The organism is Brevundimonas sp. AVps31 (assembly GCF_058681355.1).
In genome coordinates this window covers 1,361,691-1,380,920 of sequence record NZ_CM178736.1, presented here as the reverse complement: position 1 = coordinate 1,380,920, position 19,230 = coordinate 1,361,691, and the positions used below count along the sequence as shown (strand labels likewise).

At 68.9% G+C, this 19,230-nt stretch carries 20 protein-coding genes and 1 tRNA gene; 9 read left to right on the top strand and 12 right to left on the bottom strand.

Features of this window, described 5'->3' with window-relative positions:
• Positions 1-55 precede the first annotated feature (55 nt).
• The 7 genes from ACW174_RS06625 to ccmC form a co-directional block, all read right to left on the bottom strand.
• A complete protein-coding gene (locus ACW174_RS06625) occupies positions 56-1,768 on the bottom strand; it encodes a CHAT domain-containing protein (RefSeq protein WP_492016854.1) in 1,713 nt (570 codons plus the stop codon).
• Positions 1,768-2,439, bottom strand: coding sequence for a hypothetical protein (locus ACW174_RS06620; RefSeq protein WP_492016853.1), 672 nt, complete (start codon positions 2,437-2,439; stop codon positions 1,768-1,770). Before ACW174_RS06620 ends, ACW174_RS06625 begins: the two co-directional genes overlap by 1 nt.
• 109 nt (positions 2,440-2,548) lie before the next feature.
• Complete coding sequence (locus ACW174_RS06615) at positions 2,549-3,298, bottom strand: DUF1223 domain-containing protein (protein WP_492016852.1); 750 nt, start codon at positions 3,296-3,298, stop codon at positions 2,549-2,551.
• Positions 3,299-3,357: 59 nt separating this feature from the next.
• Positions 3,358-3,618, bottom strand: a complete 261-nt coding sequence (locus ACW174_RS06610; protein WP_492016851.1) for a hypothetical protein — start codon at positions 3,616-3,618, stop codon at positions 3,358-3,360.
• A gap of 68 nt (positions 3,619-3,686) precedes the next feature.
• Positions 3,687-4,280: a DsbE family thiol:disulfide interchange protein gene (locus ACW174_RS06605; RefSeq protein ID WP_492016850.1), complete on the bottom strand. Its 594-nt coding sequence runs from the start codon at positions 4,278-4,280 to the stop codon at positions 3,687-3,689.
• Positions 4,277-4,468, bottom strand: a complete 192-nt coding sequence (ccmD, locus tag ACW174_RS06600) for a heme exporter protein CcmD (protein ID WP_492016849.1) — start codon at positions 4,466-4,468, stop codon at positions 4,277-4,279. The genes ACW174_RS06605 and ccmD overlap by 4 nt, the downstream gene beginning before the upstream one ends.
• A gap of 2 nt (positions 4,469-4,470) precedes the next feature.
• Positions 4,471-5,193, bottom strand: coding sequence for a heme ABC transporter permease CcmC (gene ccmC, locus ACW174_RS06595; RefSeq protein ID WP_492016848.1), 723 nt, complete (start codon positions 5,191-5,193; stop codon positions 4,471-4,473).
• Positions 5,194-5,333: 140 nt separating this feature from the next.
• Here ccmC and ACW174_RS06590 point away from each other — a divergent pair, with 140 nt between their 5' ends.
• The gene (locus tag ACW174_RS06590; RefSeq protein ID WP_159846931.1) at positions 5,334-5,558 is read left to right on the top strand and encodes an alkylphosphonate utilization protein; all 225 of its coding nucleotides are present in this window, start codon (positions 5,334-5,336) and stop codon (positions 5,556-5,558) included.
• Between the two features lie 78 nt (positions 5,559-5,636).
• The gene (locus ACW174_RS06585) at positions 5,637-7,130 is read left to right on the top strand and encodes a S41 family peptidase (RefSeq protein WP_492016847.1); all 1,494 of its coding nucleotides are present in this window, start codon (positions 5,637-5,639) and stop codon (positions 7,128-7,130) included.
• A 3-nt stretch (positions 7,131-7,133) separates the two neighbouring features.
• Here the strand turns inward: ACW174_RS06585 and ccmB are convergent, their stop codons facing one another.
• Both ccmB and ccmA read right to left on the bottom strand, forming a co-directional pair.
• Positions 7,134-7,799 (bottom strand): heme exporter protein CcmB, encoded by a 666-nt coding sequence (ccmB, locus tag ACW174_RS06580; protein WP_492016846.1) that lies wholly within the window; start codon positions 7,797-7,799, stop codon positions 7,134-7,136.
• Positions 7,796-8,434, bottom strand: a complete 639-nt coding sequence (ccmA, locus tag ACW174_RS06575; protein WP_492016845.1) for a heme ABC exporter ATP-binding protein CcmA — start codon at positions 8,432-8,434, stop codon at positions 7,796-7,798. Before ccmA ends, ccmB begins: the two co-directional genes overlap by 4 nt.
• A gap of 162 nt (positions 8,435-8,596) precedes the next feature.
• On the opposite strand from ccmA, the gene acnA reads away from it, so the two are divergent.
• Entirely contained in the window at positions 8,597-11,332 is a 2,736-nt protein-coding gene (gene acnA, locus ACW174_RS06570; RefSeq protein WP_492016844.1) for an aconitate hydratase AcnA, read from the top strand.
• A 75-nt stretch (positions 11,333-11,407) separates the two neighbouring features.
• Here acnA and ACW174_RS06565 read toward each other — a convergent pair whose 3' ends face one another.
• Together ACW174_RS06565 and ACW174_RS06560 are read right to left on the bottom strand one after the other, a co-directional pair.
• On the bottom strand, positions 11,408-11,938 hold the full coding sequence (locus ACW174_RS06565; RefSeq protein WP_492016843.1) for a hypothetical protein: 531 nt from the start codon (positions 11,936-11,938) through the stop codon (positions 11,408-11,410).
• Positions 11,939-12,023: 85 nt separating this feature from the next.
• The gene (locus ACW174_RS06560) at positions 12,024-12,902 is read right to left on the bottom strand and encodes an isoaspartyl peptidase/L-asparaginase family protein (RefSeq protein ID WP_492016842.1); all 879 of its coding nucleotides are present in this window, start codon (positions 12,900-12,902) and stop codon (positions 12,024-12,026) included.
• 108 nt (positions 12,903-13,010) lie between these two features.
• Here ACW174_RS06560 and ACW174_RS06555 point away from each other — a divergent pair, with 108 nt between their 5' ends.
• On the top strand, positions 13,011-13,751 hold the full coding sequence (locus tag ACW174_RS06555; protein WP_492016841.1) for a 2OG-Fe(II) oxygenase: 741 nt from the start codon (positions 13,011-13,013) through the stop codon (positions 13,749-13,751).
• Positions 13,752-13,774: 23 nt separating this feature from the next.
• Entirely contained in the window at positions 13,775-14,776 is a 1,002-nt protein-coding gene (locus tag ACW174_RS06550; protein WP_492016840.1) for an NADPH:quinone oxidoreductase family protein, read from the top strand.
• A gap of 8 nt (positions 14,777-14,784) precedes the next feature.
• Here the strand turns inward: ACW174_RS06550 and ACW174_RS06545 are convergent, their stop codons facing one another.
• Positions 14,785-15,201 (bottom strand): YkvA family protein, encoded by a 417-nt coding sequence (locus ACW174_RS06545; protein WP_492016839.1) that lies wholly within the window; start codon positions 15,199-15,201, stop codon positions 14,785-14,787.
• A 57-nt stretch (positions 15,202-15,258) separates the two neighbouring features.
• On the opposite strand from ACW174_RS06545, the gene ACW174_RS06540 reads away from it, so the two are divergent.
• The 4 genes from ACW174_RS06540 (at position 15,259) to ACW174_RS06525 (ending at position 19,073) form a co-directional block, all read left to right on the top strand.
• The gene (locus ACW174_RS06540; protein WP_492016838.1) at positions 15,259-16,041 is read left to right on the top strand and encodes an SDR family NAD(P)-dependent oxidoreductase; all 783 of its coding nucleotides are present in this window, start codon (positions 15,259-15,261) and stop codon (positions 16,039-16,041) included.
• 87 nt (positions 16,042-16,128) lie between these two features.
• Positions 16,129-16,203: transfer RNA gene (locus ACW174_RS06535), tRNA-Gly, on the top strand.
• Positions 16,204-16,447: 244 nt separating this feature from the next.
• A complete protein-coding gene (locus ACW174_RS06530) occupies positions 16,448-18,133 on the top strand; it encodes a TonB-dependent receptor domain-containing protein (RefSeq protein WP_492017246.1) in 1,686 nt (561 codons plus the stop codon).
• 130 nt (positions 18,134-18,263) lie between these two features.
• Complete coding sequence (locus ACW174_RS06525; RefSeq protein ID WP_271145747.1) at positions 18,264-19,073, top strand: DUF4198 domain-containing protein; 810 nt, start codon at positions 18,264-18,266, stop codon at positions 19,071-19,073.
• Positions 19,074-19,230: the final 157 nt, after the last annotated feature.

Below are 19,230 nucleotides of genomic sequence, written 5' to 3'. Positions count from 1 at the left end.
GTTCTCGGGAGAGGCCCTGATCGGGGCGGCCGGCCTTCCCTCTGGAACCTGAGCCCTACCCCGGCTCGCCCACCAGGGTGAAGGCCGCCCAATAGGCCGGGTGGGACCAGCGACGTTCGGCGCGAACCGCCCTCTGACCCGCCTGCAGGGCCCGGGCGCGGACGCCGGGATCGCCGACGGCATGGCGGTCCAGATCGGCGAAGGTGGCGGTGATCAGGGTGGTGGTGGCGACGTCCGACACTTCCCAGTGCGACACCATCACCGACCGCGCGCCCGCGTAGAAGAAGGCGCGCGCCAGACCCGACAGCCCCTCCCCGCCGGGCCGTCCGTCCGACGCGGCCGTGTTGCAGGCGGACAGGACCACGAACTCGGCGTTCAGTTTCAGCTGCGCCGCCTCCGACGCGCTCAGATAGCCGTCATCGGCTTCCGTCGCCTGATCCGGCGGCGTCATCACCAGCCCCGGCTCGGCGGCCGCGGACCCGGCCATCAGGCCGTGGGTCGAGAAGACCACGAACCGGGCGCGCGACAGGGCGTCCAGATCCCGCGACCGCACCGCCTGCTCGGTCGCCTCCGCCCCGATCCGCACCACGGAATCCGGATAACGGGCCTTCAATGTCTCCAGCTCCAGCCGCGACCCCCGCAGGTAGGGCAGGGCTTTCAGCGCCTCGACATCGGCCAGACGCCCGGCCATCACCGTCTCTGCCGCCGGCGCGCCGCGGGTCGGGTCAGCGGGCGCGCCCGCCAGCAGGGGCGCGCCGAAGGCCGCCAGCCGCAGGGGCCGGGCGGTGGACGCACGGCGAACGGCCGCCCCCGGCATGGCCGGACACCCCGCACTCCGCGCCGCCGGATCAACGACCAGATAGCAACGCAACGACCGCAGGCTGGACACCGACGGCAGGCTGGCCAAGGCATAGCGGTCAGAGAGCCAGGGCGTTGCGGCCAACGCATCCGGATCCGCGTCCTCCCCCTGGGGCCGCGCGGTCGTCAGCACCGACAGCGGCAGGGCCGTCAGGGCCCCCGTGGTCACGGTGATCAGGGTGGTCTTGTTCTTGAACGTCTCTTCCACCGGCAGGATCAGCTGTGAGTACAGCCGCCAGCTGGCCGAGCGGTCAAACGGCGCCGGCTGACGACCCGCGAACAGGGTCGGATCGACATCGTCCCCGCGCGGCGCGGCGGTGGCGCTGAGCGATTGGCGAAGCCGATCCACCGCGGCGTTCAGGCGCGGCTCATCCAGCCGCTCGGCGCGCGTCCAGGCCACACGCTCGCGCGTCACCGCCCAGACATAGGTCGCCTCCGGATTGACCAGGATCAGCAACAACCCTTCATCCGGGCGCAGCAGCTGCTGCGTTTCGGTGAGGCTCAAGGCGCGCGGACTGGTCAGTTCGGAATAGGCCGGAAAGCGCGCCTCGATATCGGCGTCGAGGACCGCCAGCCGCGCGCTGGTCGCCTCCCATTCCGCCTGGTCATGAACGCGGGCCTCAAGATCGGCCGCATCGGTGGAGGCGTAGTGTCGCTCCAGCTCCCGCTCCAGCCGATCGCGGCGCACGATCAGATCCTCCCGCTCCTCCGCCAGCCGGCCCAGGGCGTCATCGCCCTGGGCGAACCGGGCGGACACCCGCGTCAGCGCATCGGCGGCGTCGGACGCGATGGCCCACTGGGCGGCCTCGAACGCCTCGGCGCGCAGGGTGTCGGGCGTGTCGGGACCGGCGGACGCGGACCCCGCCGTCAGCAGGACGACCGCAGCCAGCGCGCCCCACGCCCGGCGCATCAGTTGCTGAGCACCTGGATGCTGGTCCAGATATCGCCGCGGTTGACGATGGCGACCCGCATCTTGCCCCCCGTCCGCGAGGACACGGTGCAGACCGGATAGTGGTCGCCGAAGCCGTCGCGGCAGACCTCGGCCCCGCGCTGGTCGCGGATGGCCAGATCGATATTGGTGTCGCCGTCGCCGATGGCCGCGACGCGCAGCACCTCGCCCGCTCGCGCCTCGACGTCGAAAGTCCAGTTCTCGCGCGCCTGCAGCTGTTTGACCGTGAACACCGGGCCCGCGCCGAACGGCGAGGAGCGGACCCCCCGCGTCATCGGCTCGCGCAGGCGGTCGATGGCGTCGATGATCGGCTGGTTTCCTCCCGACAGCGCGGCGGCCTCGTCCAGCAGGCGGTCGGGCGTCAGGATGGGCGCAGGCCCCTCCCCCTGCCGCATCGGCACTTCCGACAGCAGGCGCGCCGCCATGATCAGGGCCCCGGCGTCACCGCGCTCGCGGCCCCAGGCGGCCAGTTCGGCGGCGGTCACGGTCTGGGCCACGCCACGCGCTTCCGGCGTGATGACCGGTTCAGCCTGCGGTGCGAACGCCGCCGCGCCAGCGGCCGAGGCCAGGACGGCGGCGACCGCCAGTCCCTTGAACCCCAGGCCTTTCAACACAGGCTTCATGTCGATCATGCGCGGTTCCCCGATGCCGTCGCCCCGACGTCTCGAGGCCGATCATGCACTGTGCGGCGCGGATAGAGAACAGGGATACTGATTGAAGCTGACAGCGGCCGAGAACCGGTCAACGACCGTCGCGGACCGCGCCGTTCAGGATGCTGCGGTCGGCCCTGGACTGCACCAGAACCGCTACCGCCTGATCCGGCGAGGCGGTGTCCGGCAGGGGATAGAGCACGGCGCGTCCGGTCCACGGCCCCAGCACGCGGACCGCGCTGACGACGTTCATGTGCCGCACCTTCTGGCCGCGATTGTCCCCGCGCGCGATTTCCACCGTCTGCGGTCCGGCCGTGTAGAAGACGGCCACGACGTCGGCGCCGCCCCGGGGCGCGCGGCCCGAGCCGACCCCGACCCGGTCGCCGGTTTCGCGGAACTCGATCTCGGGCGGGAAGATGCGGCGGGCGGCCTCCTCGTCGATGGCGATCTGCAGGGCCTCCGCCGTGGCCGGCGCCTGGCGGCGGCCGTCGATCACCACCTGCGGCGTCGAGACGTTGCGGATCTGAAGCGCCCGGCGATAGTCGCGCTGCCGCTGGGCGAACTCGGGCCGGGCGAAGGTGTCGGACCAGCCCAGATAGTCCCAGTAATCGACCGCATAGGTCAGGGCGATCACCCCCGGCTCGGCCGCCACGGCCTCGACGCGGGCGTTGGCTTCCGGACAGCCGGCGCAGCCCTGGGCGGTGAACAGCTCGACCACCACCGGTTCTGCGGGCATCTCGCGATGGCGCACGCGCGTGACCGACGGCTGGGCCGAAGAGGCCGCCGTCAGCAGCGCGGTCAGGCCGACCGCGACAGGAAGTGTCCACCCCCGAATAGGCATGGCGGCACCTTAATCACGCGGCGCCGCGCGGCGCCGGTCATTTTCGCGTGAGAACGGCGTCAGACCCGGATGTCGAGCAGGCTGCCTGGCCGATTGTAGCGCTCCGACGGATCGCCCTCGGCGGCGCGTGGAGCGACTGAGCGCACAGGAACGTCCCGGATCGGCGTCGCTGTCGTCGCAGTGACCTGCGTGAACGTCGAAGGCGAGGCCGCCGCCTGCAACGCGGCCTGGAAGAAGGCCGAGCGTGATGATCCGGCCGGCGACGGCGGCGCCTGCGACGGGAACAGGGGCGACGGAACGGGCGGGCGAATCGCGCTCATGCCGACAGGGTTAACGAAAACCGTCGGAAATGGGTTAACGCCCGGCCCGTAAGGGTTTCAGCGGCGGTTTAGCGGGTCGTGGCGGTCGGCAGGGGGCGCGGCGGGGCCTGAATCGCGGTCACCAGACGCTCGATCTCGCCGTCCTCCAGAAGCGGGCCGGAAAATTTGGCGACCACATTGCCCATCGCGTCCACGGCGAAGGTCTCGGGGGCGCCGGTAATGCCCAGATCCAGACCCGCGCGTCCATCCTGATCCACCAGCACCATGGAATAGGGGTTGCCCAGCTCATCCAGGAAGGCGCGGGTGGCGGCCGGCTCATCCTTCCAGGCCACGCCGACCACGGCGACGCCGCGCGCCTTCAGCGCCATCAGTTTCGGATGCTCGACGCGGCATGGCGCGCACCAGCTGGCGAAGACATTGATCAGCATCGGCTTGCCGACCCCGGCGGTCTTCAGATCGACATTGCCCGGTCCGGCCTGCGTCCCGGTCAGCATCGGCAGCACGGTTTCGGGCACCGGCTGGCCGACGAGGGCGTCGGGCCGATACTCGGCGCTCCGCCCCCCGGCCATCGACCGGCCCGTGAAGTCGGCCAGCCGCACGGCGCCGAAGATCACCAGCGCAACCAGCGCAACCAGCGGGATGACAGCCAGCCAGCGCGTCATTTCTTTTGCCCTGCCGTGCCTTGCGCTGCCTGAGGGGGCTCGGCATCGCTCTCCAGCCGCTTCAGCTCGGCCGACCACCTGCGGGCGGCGATCAGGGCGCGGACGCACAGGGCGGCCAGCACCACGGCGCTGATCCCCCAGGCGGGCCAGACGTAGGCGGCGTATTTGCCCATGTCGAAATCCAGCATCGTCAGGCCTCCAGCGCGCGGCGGGCGCGGATCGCCACCACCCGGCGGCGCACGATCTCGGTGCGGATCGAGGTCAGCCAGATCGCCAGGAACAGGACGAGATAGGCCGCCATCATGGTCAGCAGCGGCGTCAGGAACACCGCCGGCATCGACGGTCCGTCGGCGCGCACCAGCGAGGCGGGCTGATGCAGGGTGTTCCACCAGTCCACCGAGAATTTCACGATCGGCAGGTTGATCAGGCCGACCAGACCCAGCACCGCGGCGGCGCGCGCCGCCTTGGCCTCGTCGTCGATCGAGGCGCGCAGGGCCATGTAGCCGAGGTAGAACAGGAACAGCACCAGCACCGACATCAGCCGCGCATCGCCCCAGGCCCACCAGGCGCCCCACATCGGCTTGCCCCACAGGCTGCCGGTCACCAGCGCCAGCATCGTGTAGGCCGCGCCCGGCAGGGCGGCGGCGCGCGCGGCGGCGTCGGCCAGAGGATGACGGAAGATCAGGGTGAAGAAGCTCGATACCCCCAGGGCGCCGTAGATCATCAGGCCCACCGACGCGGCGGGAACGTGCACGAACATGATCCGTACGGTGTCGCCCTGCTGATAGTCCTCGGGCGCGATAAAGCTGAACCAGACCCCGGCCAGCAACAGGGCCACGGCGGCGGCCCACAGCACCGGCACAAGCGGGCGCGTGAAGCGGGCGAAACGGTCTGGATTGGCGAGGCCGAACATTGTCAGCGCTCTTTAATCGCCTCTGGCGGTTTGCGCTACTTGAGCCTCATGTGGCCTATCGCGCGTCGCGCGACTTGAGGCTTGAGGCTTGACGGTCCGCCGTGCCAGACCGTCGCGCATCAACTCCCCGGGGGACGACCATGACCGACGACGTGACCAAGGACTCGAACGGCAACATCCTCGCCGACGGCGACAGCGTGACCCTGATCAAGGACCTGAAGGTCAAGGGCTCGGGCGGCGTCACCCTGAAGCGCGGCACCCTGGTCAAGAACATCCGCCTGACCGGCGACACCGATGAGATCGAGGCCAATGTCGACAAGGTCCGCGGCCTGGTCTTGCGCGTCGAGTTCGTGAAGAAGGCCTGAGCAACGACATTACCAAGGCTTAAGTGGCGGGGTGCCGCCCCCTCCGGTAGCGCTTGCGCGACACCGGAGGGGATACCGATGACCGCTCGCCTGCTCGCCGCCGCCCTGGCGCTCGGCCTGATGACCACGCCGGCGACGGCGCAGGAGACGCCCGCCGCCGCCGACACCGCCCCGCGCGACTGGTCGCAGACCCTGCGTCAGGACGCGACCGGCCTGCACGCCATCATCGTCGACAGCCATCCCGGCATCCATGACACCCGCAACCCCGAATTCCGGGCCAAGGTGGATGCGGGCCTCGCCCTGGCTCTGCAGCGCGCGGAAACGACGACGGACACCGGCGGCTGGTGGTGGGCCATGCGCGCCTTCGTCGCCGGCTTCGACGACGGCCATATGCAGATCGGCATGAAGGACCAGTCGGGCTTTCCCACCCGCTGGCCGGGCTTCCTCACCGTCTATCGCGGCGCCGATCAGGTGGTGGCCAACCGCGATGACGCGGACGCCAACGCCCCGCCGCTGGGAGCGAAGCTGATCGATTGCGACGGCGTCCCGGCCGGCCAGCTGGCCGCCGACCGCATCGGCGCCTTCCGCGGCCGCTGGTTCCTGGAGTCCCAGCACGTCCAGTTCGGCGACTGGCTGTTCATGAACGCCTCCAACCCGTGGATCAGCGAGATGCGCGCCTGTCGCTTCCAGAGCGAGGGACAGACGAAGACCTGGACCCTGAACTGGCGAGGGATCGAGGCCGACGACCTGCGCACCCGCCGCACCGCCCTGTCGAACGGCGGCGGCGCCGACTTCGGCTTCAGCACCCTGGCGGACGGGTCGATGTGGCTGTCGATGCCGTCGTTCAACGGCGACCCGGGCAGCGAGCCCCATACGAAGCTGACCGCCATCCTGGCCGAGATGGCCGAAAAGCAGGACGCCCTGCGCGCCGCGCCCCGGGTGGTGCTGGACCTTCGCGGCAACGGCGGCGGCTCCTCGCACTGGAGCGAGCGGATGGCCGTGTCCCTGTGGGGCCTCGACTGGGTCCGCGCCCACAACCTGCCGCCCATCGAAGCTATCGAATGGCGCGCGTCAGACGCCAATCTGGCGGCGATCCAGTCCTATTTCGACGAGTGGACCGCGAACAACGAGGAGGAAGAGCGGATCAACTGGGCCCGGAACATCATCGCCGGGATGACCGCCGCCCGCGCTGAAGGGAAGCCCTATTTCCGCGACGCCGCCGGACCGCGCGACCCCCTGCCCGAGGGCTATGGCCAGACGCAATTGATGCACGGTCCGGTCTATGTGCTGACCGACGCCCGCTGCGGCTCGGCCTGTCTGGACGCGGTCGATCTGTGGAAGTCCGCCGGCGCGATCCAGCTCGGCCGTGAAACCTCCGCCGACACGGTCTACATGGATGTGCGCGGTGACGAACTGCCCAGCGGTCTGGCGGAGCTGGCCATCCCGATGAAGGTCTGGCGCGGACGCCAGCGCGGCAATAACGAGCCCCAGCGCCCGTCCCACGTCTTCGACGGCGACATGACCGACACCGCCGCCGTTCAGGCCTGGATCCGGACCCTGCCTGGATCCTGACGCCTAGCCCTGGGCGTTCCGGATCGCCGCCGCCCCCGCGAACGGGGTGATCACCGCCGCGAACAGCACATAGGCGCACAGGAAGGCGAGAGCGGGCGCCGGCGACAGGCCGTTCGCCGCCCGCTCCAGCGCCCCGGCGCCGAACACCACCGGCGGGATGAACAGCGGCAGGACGACCACCGCGATCAGCAGGCCGCCCCGCTTCGAGCCCAGCGCCAGGGCGGCGCCCAAGGCGCCGGTCAGGGCGAAGCCCAGCCCGCCGATCAGGGCCGCCAGCGCGGCCAGCGGCGCCTGTTCCGGCGGCAGGCCCAGGGTGATCGCCGCCACCGGCGCGGTCAGGGCCAGCGGCCAGCCGACCGCGATCCACTGCGCCTTGGCCTTGGCGATCACCGCCAGCTCCAGCGGCGCGGGCCCCAGCGCCAGCAGGTCCAGCGTTCCATCCTCGAAATCCCGTTCGAACAGCCGCTCCAGCGACAGGATCGACGACACGGCCAGCGCCACCCAGGCGACGCCGCCCGCCACGGGCCTCAGCCCCGCCGGATCGCCGCCCGAGGCCAGCGGCACCAGCACCGTCAGGCACAGGAAGAAGCCGCACGCCAGCAACGGCCCCCCGCCCCCGGACCAGGCCAGGGCCAGCTCGCGCCGCCACAGGACCATCAGCGCCCTCATCGGGCCACCCCGATATCGAGCGTGCGCGCGGGCAGCGGCAGGGGATCGTGCACGGCGGCGAGGATGGTCCCGCCCCGGTCCAGATGCGCCTGCATCAACACCCCCATGGCCGCGCGCCAGCGGGCGTCCAGCGGGCTCAGCGGTTCATCCAGCAGCCAGATCGGGCGTTGCACGGCGATCAGCCGCGCGAAGGCCAGCCGGCGTCGCTGTCCGGCGGACAGTTTGCGCACCTCGAGGTCCAGCAGGGGCTCCAGCGCCAGCACGTCCACCGCGGCCGCGATCCCGTCCGCCCCTCCGCCCAGCCATTGCGCCTGAAAGGTCAGTTCCTCCCGCGCCCGTCGCGCGCCCTTCAGCCCGTCCAGATGCCCGAGCCAGTGCAGATGCTTCGTCCGCGCCTCGCTCGCCTCGACGTCGGCGAAGCTGATCGTCCCGGCGTCCGGGCGCAGGAAGCCGGCCACCGCGCGCAGCAGGCTGGTCTTGCCCGCGCCATTGGCGCCGGTCAGGGCCAGACCCTCTCCGGACCCGGCCGAAAACGACAGATCGCGGAACAGCACCCGCTCGCCGCGCGACAGGGTCAGCCCCTCCACGGCGATCATCGGCCACCCCCGCAGTTGCGAACGTCTCTCAATACCCATGCGGACAGCATGGATTCATGGACGCGCAAGGGAACCACCGCTATACGCGCGGTCGCCGCAGCAGGCGTTCGCCGCGCGCGTCGGGGACCTGTGCGCCCCGCCGTCGACCGCGCGATCGTGCAACCGGATTGTCGGGCGGCGTTGATCAGAGGAAGCCTCTCCATGCCGTCGAACGACAGCCTCAAGACCCGTCAGGACCTTTCCGTCGGGCGCAAGAAATACGCCTATTACAGCCTTCCCGCCGCCGAGGAAGCCGGTCTGACCGGGATTTCCCGTCTGCCGCGCTCGATGAAGGTGCTCCTTGAGAACCTGCTGCGCAACGAGGACGGCGTTTCGGTCACCGAGGCCGACCTGCGCGCCGTCGCCGCCTGGATCGACAACAAGGGCGCCGTCGAGCACGAGATCGCCTTCCGCCCGGCCCGCGTCCTGATGCAGGACTTCACCGGTGTTCCCGCCGTCGTCGATCTGGCCGCCATGCGCGACGCCATGACGGCCTTGGGCGCCGACGCCTCGAAGATCAACCCGCTGGTTCCCGTCGATCTGGTCATCGACCACTCGGTCATGGTCGACAATTTCGGCACGTCGAAAGCCTTCAACCAGAACGTCGAGCGCGAGTACGAGCGCAACATCGAGCGCTACAACTTCCTGCGCTGGGGCTCGTCGGCCTTCAACAATTTCCGCGTCGTCCCCCCCGGCACCGGCATCTGCCACCAGGTGAACCTGGAAAACCTCGCCCAGACCGTCTGGACGCTGGAAGAGGGCAAGAAGACCGTCGCCTATCCCGACACCGTCGTCGGCACCGACAGCCACACCACCATGATCAACGGCCTGGCCGTTCTGGGCTGGGGCGTCGGCGGCATCGAGGCTGAAGCCGCCATGCTGGGTCAGCCCATCCCGATGCTGATTCCCGAAGTGATCGGCTTCAAGCTGACCGGCGCCATGCCGGAAGGCACGACCGCGACCGATCTGGTGCTGACCGTCACCCAGATGCTGCGCAAGAAGGGCGTGGTCGGCAAGTTCGTCGAGTTCTTCGGCGACGCCCTGCCGAACATGACGATCGAGGATCAGGCCACCATCGCCAACATGGCCCCGGAATACGGCGCCACCTGCGGCTTCTTCCCGGTCTCGGCCGCCACCATCGGCTACCTGACCGCCACGGGCCGCGACAAGGCGCGCGTCGCCCTGGTCGAAGCCTACGCCAAGGCCCAGGGCCTGTGGATCGACGAAAACTCGGAAGACCCGATCTTCACCGACGTGCTGGAACTGGACATCTCGACCGTCGTGCCGTCGCTGGCCGGTCCGAAGCGTCCGCAGGATCGCGTTGAACTGACCACCGCCGCCCCGGCCTTCGAAACCGCCCTGACCGAAGTCTTCAGCCGCCCGACCGACGCCCCGCGCGCGGCCGTCGAGGGCCAGAAATTCACCGTCGGCGACGGCGACGTGGTCATCGCGGCCATCACCTCCTGCACCAACACCTCCAACCCGTCGGTCCTGATCGCCGCCGGTCTGGTGGCGCGCAAGGCCAACGCCCTGGGCCTGAAGGCCAAGCCTTGGGTCAAGACCTCGCTGGCTCCGGGTTCGCAGGTCGTCACCGACTACCTGACCGACGCCGGCCTGCAGAAGGACCTCGACGCGCTCGGCTTCAACCTGGTCGGCTACGGCTGCACCACCTGCATCGGCAACTCGGGTCCGCTGGATCCGGCGATCTCGAAGGCGATCAACGACAACGCCCTGGTCGCCACCTCGGTCCTGTCGGGCAACCGCAACTTTGAAGGCCGCGTGAACCCGGACGTCCAGGCCAACTACCTGGCCTCGCCGCCGCTGGTCGTGGCCTACGCCATCGCCGGCTCGATGCGGATCGACATCACGAAAGATCCGATCGGTCAGGACAAGAAGGGCAATGACGTTTTCCTGAAGGACGTCTGGCCGACCTCGCAGGAGATCGCCGACATCCAGAAGAAGTCGGTCACCTCCGCCATGTTCGCCAAACGCTACAAGGACGTCTTCAAGGGCGACAAGCACTGGCAGGCGATCCAGGTCACCGGCGGCCAGACCTATGAGTGGGACGACAGCTCGACCTACGTCGCCAACCCGCCCTATTTCGAAGGCCTGTCGATGGACCTGACCCCGGTCCAGGACATCGTCGAAGCCCGCGTCCTGGCCATCTTCGGCGACTCGATCACCACCGACCACATCTCCCCGGCCGGTTCGATCAAGAAGACCTCGCCTGCCGGCGCCTATCTGACCAACCGCGGCGTCGACGCCCTGGACTTCAACAGCTACGGCGCCCGCCGCGGCCACCACGAAGTCATGATGCGCGGCACCTTCGCCAACATCCGGATCCGCAACAAGATCACGCCGGACATCGAAGGCGGCGTGACCAAGCATTTCCCGTCGCAGGACACGATGTCCATCTATGACGCGGCCATGCGCTACCAGTCGGAAGGCCGTCCGCTGGTCGTCTTCGCCGGCAAGGAATACGGCACCGGCTCGTCGCGTGACTGGGCCGCCAAGGGCACCCGCCTGCTGGGCGTCCGCGCCGTCATCGCCGAAAGCTACGAGCGCATCCACCGCTCCAACCTGGTCGGCATGGGCGTCGTTCCCCTGCAGTTCAAACAGGACGGCTGGCAGAAGCTGAACCTGACCGGCGAGGAAATCGTCACCATCCGCGGCCTGACCGACGTCAACATCGGCAAGCTGCGTCCGCGTCAGGACCTGTGGGTCGAGCTGTTCCGTCCCTCGGACGGCAAGATGGCTCGCTTCCCGGTCCGCTGCCGCATCGATAACCAGACCGAGATCGACTACCTGCTGGCCGGCGGCGTCATGCCCTACGTCCTGCGCAACCTGGCCGGCGGCGGCGGCGCCGCCCCGGCCCCGGAAGCGATCGCGGCCGAGTAATCCGCGGCGACAGGCTGAAAACAGAAAGGCCGGCGGAGCGATCCGCCGGCCTTTTTGCTGTGATCCTGACCGCCCTCACCCCGCCGTCGCATTGTGCGGGCCCCGGTCCCGCGGATTGCGCCCGAAGGCCTCTTCGCAGACGGCGCGGCCGAAGGCTTCGGACAGCATCATCTGACGGTCGCCCAGCACGGCGCCGACGCGGCCGCCGACATTGGTCGTGATGGCCACCGGGAAGCGGCCGACGACGCGGTTGTCATGGGTCGGATCGACGAACTCCACCGTCCCCGACATCGACTGGCGGCCGTCGCCATTCAGCACGGCCTGGACCCGGTCGGCGCGCTGCATCCCGTCGATGTGGACGCGAACATTGATCGGGGCGGTCCCCCACATGCAGCGGCCCAGCTCCTCGCGCACCTCCTCGGAGAAGGTGTCGGCGAAGTCGTCCCCGGCGTCGAGCATGGCGGTGGACAGGGTGATGCTGCCCACCTGCGCGGTTTCCTGCAGGCCCGGCGGCAGGGCCACGGGCGGCCCGCCCGCGATCACTGGGGCGCAGGCGGCGGCGCCCGTCAGGGTCATGACGGCCGCGGCGATCAGAAGGGTTTTCATGGCAGTCTCCATGATCGCCCAATTAGACGAACCGCGTTCCGTCACGAGTGAATTCGCGGTAATCCGGCGCCCGGCGCCGATCCGTTCAGCGCCCGAAGACCTCGACCCCGATCTCTCCGTCGGTGGTCAGCCAGGCCCGCTTCATGCCCTGGCTGTTGAAGGGCGAGGCGATATGGCCGTCGCGGTCCAGGGCGATCAGGCCGCCGTCGCCGCCCATGGCGCCGATCTCGTCGATGACCGCCTGAGCGGCCTCGCTCAACGATTGACCCGCCGCCACCCGCCAGGCCGTCTGGGCCGTGGCGGCGACGCGGATGAAGTATTCGCCCTGCCCGGTGCCCGAGGCGGCGACATGGCCGTCGGCCCAGGTCCCGGCGGCGGGGATCGGGGTGTCGCCGACCCGTCCGGGCATCTTGCCGAACACCCCGGCGGTCGAGGTCGCGGCGGCCAGCCGGCCTTCGCTGTCCAGCACGCAGCAGCCGACGGTCCCGTGGCCCAGCGTTCCCGGCGGGTGGTTGTCCTCGCCCTTGCCCGCCTGGGTGAACCAGGCCGCTTCGTCGCCGATCGGCTCCAGCCCCTGATCGTGAGCGAACAGGGCCGCGCCCTCTCCCGCCAGCATGACGTGCGGCGTGCGGTCCATCACGGCGCGGGCCGCCACGATCGGGTTGCGGAAGCCCTGCAGGGCCGCCACCGCGCCCGCCTTGCGGGTCGCGCCGTCCATGATGCTGGCGTCCAGCTCATAGGCCCCGGCCAGGTTGGGCGAGGCGCCCCGGCCGGCGACGTACAGGCCCGAGTCCTCCAGCAGCACCACCGCCTCGACCGCCACGTCCAGCGCGCTGGCGCCGGCGGCCAGACGGGCCTTCATCGCCTCGACCACTTCGCGCATGTGCACGGTCTCGGCGTCATAGTTGCGCTCGCGCCGCGCGCCGGCGCCGCCGTGAAGGATAAGGGCGGGGGCCTGGGGCATGAGGGTCTTCCCTGTGGTCGCCGGGATCGTTAGCGTCCCGGTCGGTCGTCGGCTGTTCGTCCGTCCATGCGCGACAACCCTTCGCCCGCGCAAGCCCTGGATACGCCGTTGCCGCCCTCCGCCCCCGGTCTCGCCCTCGACAGTCGCCTGAACCCGGTGGCCATGGCCCCCGCCTTCGCGCGGTTCGGCCGCGCCCATATCCCCGGCATCCTGCAGCCGGACGCCGCACTCGCCCTGCATGAGGGCCTGCTGCGCGAGGACGGCTGGGCCTGCTCGACCATGGGATCGGACGGAGCGCTGGACCTGCCGCTGGACGGTCTGGCCGCCCTGACGCCGGATCAGGAGGCCGCCTTTCTCCGGCTGGCCCACAAACAGGCGGCCCACGGCTTCCACTATATGTTCGACACCCTGCGGATCAGCGACCTGGTCGAGGCGGGCGAGGCGGTGTCGCCGGTGCTCCGGGCCGCCTATGACCTCGTCAACAGCCCGGCGTTTCTCGGCTTCATCGCCGCGCTGACCGGGACGCGGCGCGGCGTCTATGCCGACCTGCAGGCCACCCGCTTCCGTCCCGGCCACTATCTGACCCGGCACGACGACCACCGGGAGGGCGCCGGTCGGCTGTGCGCCTATGTGCTGAACCTGACGCCGCACTGGCGGGCCGACTGGGGCGGACTGCTGACCTTCATCGACCCCGACGGTCATCTAGCCGAGGCCTATACGCCGGCCTTCAACGCCCTCAATGTGCTGAAAGTGCCCCAGCCGCACGCCGTCTCCTGCGTCGCCCCCTTCGCGGACGGCGCGCGCCTGTCTCTCACCGGCTGGGTCCGTGACTCACGGCCGGCCCAGTAACACCGTCTGCAAGAGGAAACCCCATGCGCGCAGTTCTGTCCAAGGCCCCCGGCGGCCCCGAAACCCTGGTCGTCGAGGACATCCTGGACCCGCGTCCGATGAAGGGCGAGGTGGTGATCGAGGTGAAGGCCATCGGGGTCAACTTCCCCGACACCCTGATCATCGAGGACAAATACCAGTTCAAACCCCAGCGCCCCTTCTCGCCGGGCGGCGAGGTGGCAGGCGTCATCGAGGCCGTCGGCGAGGGGGTGAAGGGCCTGTTCAAGGGCGACCGCGTCATCGCCGTGCCCGGCTGGGGCGGCATGGTCGAACGGCTGGCCGTGCCCGCCGCCTCCGTCATCAAGATTCCCGATGAGATGGACTTCCCCAGCGCCGCCTCGCTGGTGATGACCTACGGCACCTCCTACTACGCGCTGAAGGACCGAGCGCAGCTGAAGGCGGGCGAAAGCCTGCTGGTGCTGGGCGCCGCCGGGGGCGTCGGCGTCGCCGCCGTCGAACTGGGCAAGGCCATGGGCGCCCACGTCATCGCCGCCGCCTCGACCAACGACAAGGTTCAGTTCGCGCTGGAGGCCGGCGCCGACAACGGCCTGATCTATCCCTCCGGGAAGATGGACAAGGCCGCTCAGAAGGAGCTGTCGGGGGAGCTGAAGCTGGCGTCGGGCCGCGACGGCCCGGACGTGGTCTATGACGGCGTCGGCGGCGACTATTGCGAGCCGGCCCTGCGCGCCATGGACTGGAACGGCCGCTATCTGGTGGTCGGCTTCCCGGCGGGCATCCCGTCCCTGCCGTTGAACCTGACCCTGCTGAAGTCGGTGTCGGTGATCGGCGTCTTCTGGGGCGCCGCCGTGGCGCGCGATCCGTCGCTGCACGTCGCCAACATGGCCGACCTGTTCAAATTCTGGAGCGACGGCAAGATCAGGCCGCGCGTCAGCCGCACCTATCCGCTGGAACGCGCCCATGAGGCCATCCAGGCGCTGGGCGACCGGACGGTCATGGGCAAGGTGGTGGTGACGATCGAGGACTGAGCCCCGGCTCAGTCCTGATCGCTCTTCAACCGGTCCAGCGCCTCATCGGCCTGCTCCCTGTGCCGGCGCTTGATGTTGGCGCCCAGGGTGGCCAGCAGGGCGGCGAAGACGGCTGCGTCGTCGGTGAAGCCCACCACGGCGAAGATGTCCGGGATCGCGTCCACCGGCAGGACGAAATAGGCCAGCGCCCCCAGCATCAGCCCCTTGGCCGCGGCGGGGGTCTCCGGATCGCGCGCGGCGAACCAGACGGACAGCGCCTGCCCGGCGAAGGGGATGCGCGCCGCCGTGCGCCGGATCTTGGGCCAGAAGCCCTTGCGGACCCGGACCTCATTGACCTTCTGCACCGCGGGAACGAGGGCGTAGGCGGGGTCCAGCGCATTTTCGGGGTTGGCTGCCCCGGCGGCAGGTTTGGCATTGGTGGTCATGGCGGCTAAATCCTCCGCGACAAACTCGGTTCACACCAACACATAGGGGCTCAGGACATGAAACTCGACAGCAGCATCGCCGCGGTCGTCACGGGCGGCGCCTCCGGCCTCGGCGAGGGCACCGCGCGCGCCATCGCCGCCACCGGCGCCAAGGTCGCCCTGTTCGACATGAACGAGGAAAAGGGCGAGGCCGTCGCACGGGAGATCGGCGGCGTCTTCTGCAAGGTCGACGTCACCTCGGACGAAGAGGTCGCCGCCGCCTTCGCCAAGGCCCGCGCCGCCCACGGCCAGGAACGACTGACCGTCAACTGCGCCGGCATCGCCACCGGCCAGAAGACCGTCAGCCGCAAGAAGGACACCGGAGAGATCCGCGCCCATGACATGGCGGCGTTCGAACGCACCGTCCGCATCAACCTGTTCGGCACCTTCCGCGTCCTGTCCCAGTCGGCGGCCGGGATGGTGACCCTGGAGCCCATGGCCGACGGCGAGCGCGGTCTGGTGGTCAACACCGCCTCCGTGGCCGCCCAGGACGGCCAGATCGGTCAGGCGGCCTATTCGGCGTCCAAGGGCGGCGTCTACGCCATGACCCTGCCCGTCGCCCGCGATCTCGCGCAGGAAGGCGTGCGCGTGAACACCATCCTGCCCGGCATCATGTGGACCCCGATGATGGCCGGCATGGACCAGAAGGTTCAGGACAGCCTGGCCGCCGCCATCCCCTTCCCCAGCCGCCTCGGCACCCCCGCCGACTACGCCTCGCTGGTGCTGGAGCTGGCCCGCAACGTCTACATCAACGGCGAGTGCATCCGCCTCGACGGCGCGATCCGGCTGGCGCCGCGGTAATTTCTCAAAAGGGGGCTTGCACGGGTCCGCGAGGGTCCGCTATACGCCCCCTCCTCGACACGGAACGGCCTCGCCGCTCCACGGAGTGCGGGCGTAGCTCAGGGGTAGAGCACAACCTTGCCAAGGTTGGGGTCGAGAGTTCGAATCTCTTCGCCCGCTCCAGTCGAGATTGCTAAAGCAATCAATAAGTTATGGCAGGGCGATCCCAGCGGGATCGCCCACCCTATTTTCCCCGTCGCTACCACGCCGCTACCAACTACGGATTTTTCTTTGAGTCGGTTTTCTGCGCTCTGGATGCAGAAACCGCTGAAACCGGGTGAAACGCGGCGCGAAACCTGATGACCTCAGTTTCTCGCGCACCCTGTTACATATAGGGCGCGGCTGATCTAAGTCCGACGATCGGACGATCGGAGGAGCTTGGTCACGCAAGCACTCGACCCAGAGCTCAGCGAGCCTGACGAACTCCAAGGGTTGTGCGAGGCACCGCTTCACCGGCTACCTCTCGCGCTCCGCGCTGCAGCGTCTTCTGGACGCTCCGGACGGCGGTGCGTCGATCTGCGCTGGCGGCTTCAACCCGTTCGGAACAAACCCGCTGAGCAGCGCATGCATCGGCTACGTCGGTCGTGTCGCCAAGAATACGACGACGAACGATCAGAGGGTCGCGGAGCTCAACCTGCAGGGCGGCGTCTTCACCCTGCCCGCCGGCGAAGTCCGAGCCGCCGTCGGGGCCTCCTACCGCGAGCAGAACTACGACTTTGTTCCCGACAACCTTCTGCTGAGCACCTTCACTCTGAATGGAGTCGTCGGGCCCGAACTAGCCGGAAACTCCGGCCTGCCGCTCGCGGGCTCGGATCAGGTTTCAGAACTCTACGGCGAGATCCTGATCCCGCTGCTGAGCGATTTGCCCTTCGTGCGAAACCTCGAGACCAACCTCGGCTACCGCGCCTCGGAGTACGAGACCATCGGGCGCGTGAGTTCCTACAAGGCGGATCTCAGCTGGGAGGTGGTGACCGGGCTGCGGTTCCGCGGCGGCGTTCAGCGGGCGGTCCGCGCGCCCTCGATCGGCGAACTGTTCGCAGCGCAGAATTTGAGCTTCCCGTCGATCGGAGTGCCGGTCTCCTCGACCGGTGTGCGCCAGTTCTCGGGCGACCCCTGCGACATCCGCGGGGCGTACCGTGCGCCGGGCGCGCCCGACGCCAACGCTGTGCGGGCCCTGTGCCTGGCGCAGAACGTCCCGGGCCAGGTCATCGATACGTTCACATTCTCCAACTCGCAAGTCTCCGGGCTCACCGGCGGCAACCCTCTGCTTGAGGAGGAAACCGCTGAATCCTTCACCGTGGGCGTCACCTGGCAGTCGCAGTTCGCGAGCCCGTGGCTCAGCCGACTCTCTGCTTCGATCGACTACTATGACATCGCCATCGAACAGGTCGTCGGCACGGTCTCGACGACCGAACAACTGCGTCGTTGCTACAATCAGAACGGCACCTCGAACCCGACCTATGACCCGAACAACGTCTTCTGCCGATTGTTCAGCCGCGACCCGAACTCGGGGCAGATCACGAGCACCCTCGAAACCAACGCCAATCTCGGGACGCTGCAGACCCAGGGGATCGACTTCCAGGTCGATTGGAATCTCGATCTCGGCGACATCGGCGCGCCGGATTGGGGCGCTCTGGCGTTCAACATTACCGGCACGAAGCTTCAGGAATGGCAGCGTCAGGACATCCCTGGCGGCGCCTTCACGGATCGGAAGGGCACGGTCTCGAACAGTTTCGGCCTGACGCTGCCGGAGTGGAAATTCTTGTCGACCCTGAACTGGATCCAGGACCCCTGGAACGTCGGCGTCCGGTGGCGCTACCAGGGTTCGGTCGAGAACTTCAACAACCGCAGCCAGGTCATCGACGCCATCCACTACGTCGACCTGAATGCCTCTTTCCGGGTGAACGAGAGGGTCTCGCTCCGGGCCGGCGTGAACAATCTCACGGACGAGCAGCCGCCGGTCTATTCCCCGGCAATCGCCGCCAACACCGACCCGTCGACCTACGACCTGATCGGTCGTCGGTACTACGTCGGCCTGACCGCTCGTTTCTGAGCATGTCAGGAGGGCCACACGCTGAAGCGCCGCCGCGAGCCTCGTGCAGGCTCGAGGGGAGCGAACGGAATCCACAACCCTGCTCGGCGTACGCCGGCGGAACACCTGATCGAGTGAAGGATAGAACAACATGAGAAGACGTATTGCACTGCTGATGGCGACTGGATTTGGGCTTTTCGCGGGCGCGGCGGCCGCCCATGATTTCTTTCTGATCCCGGCGAGTTTCGTCGGTCCGAGCGGGCGACCGCTCATCGTCCATGCGACGTCCTCGTCGGACTTTCCCGCGCTCAACGTGGGTTCGCCGCGCACCCGCCTCGCCGAGGTTCGGGCGATGGTCGATGGCCGCCCGGCCACCGTCACGGTTGAAGCCCAGACGGCCCAATCCCTGCGTCTCGCCGTCTCGAGCGAAAGCACCGGGATGGCTGTCGTCGCGGTGGAGACGATCTGGGGCGAGTCGAACTGGCGGCCCGATCAGGTCGACACCTACCTCGAGGAGCATCCGTTCAAGGCCGAGGAGGTGTCTGCGGTTCGTGGAATTCTGCCCCGGGGTGCGACACTCCATGTGCAGTCTCGCCGGCTGGCCAAGACGCTCGTTTGCTTCCAGACCTGCAGCCCCGCTTCGACGGGTCCCGCAGGACTCGAGGTCGAGTTGCTCCCCGAGTTCGACGCCGGGGAGAGTTCTCCCGTGAGATTCCAACTCGTCAGGAACGGCCGCCCGCTGACAGCGCACCCGGTCACCGTGAGTTTCGGAGAGGGGGAGCGGCGCGAGGTTCTGACCGATCAGGAGGGCCGCTTGCGCCTTCCCGAGGGGGTGACCGGGCCGGTGATGCTTGTCGCGGCGACCCTGGATCGGCCGACAGAGACGGGCGGACGCTTTATCACCAACAATGCGTCGCTGACGTTCGAGGCAGCAACGCGTCGTGACGGCAGCCCCCGGTGATCTTGCGCAGCTAGACAGACGAGCGTGAGGCGACCACGACGCTCCGGCGCCAAAGCCCGCACGAGCCCTTCGCGCGACGCCCAAAGTGTTCTCAATGCGTCCCTGGAGCGAGGCTTCATCGTCTCGCTCCAGTCGGATCTAGGGACCGTTGGGCCGC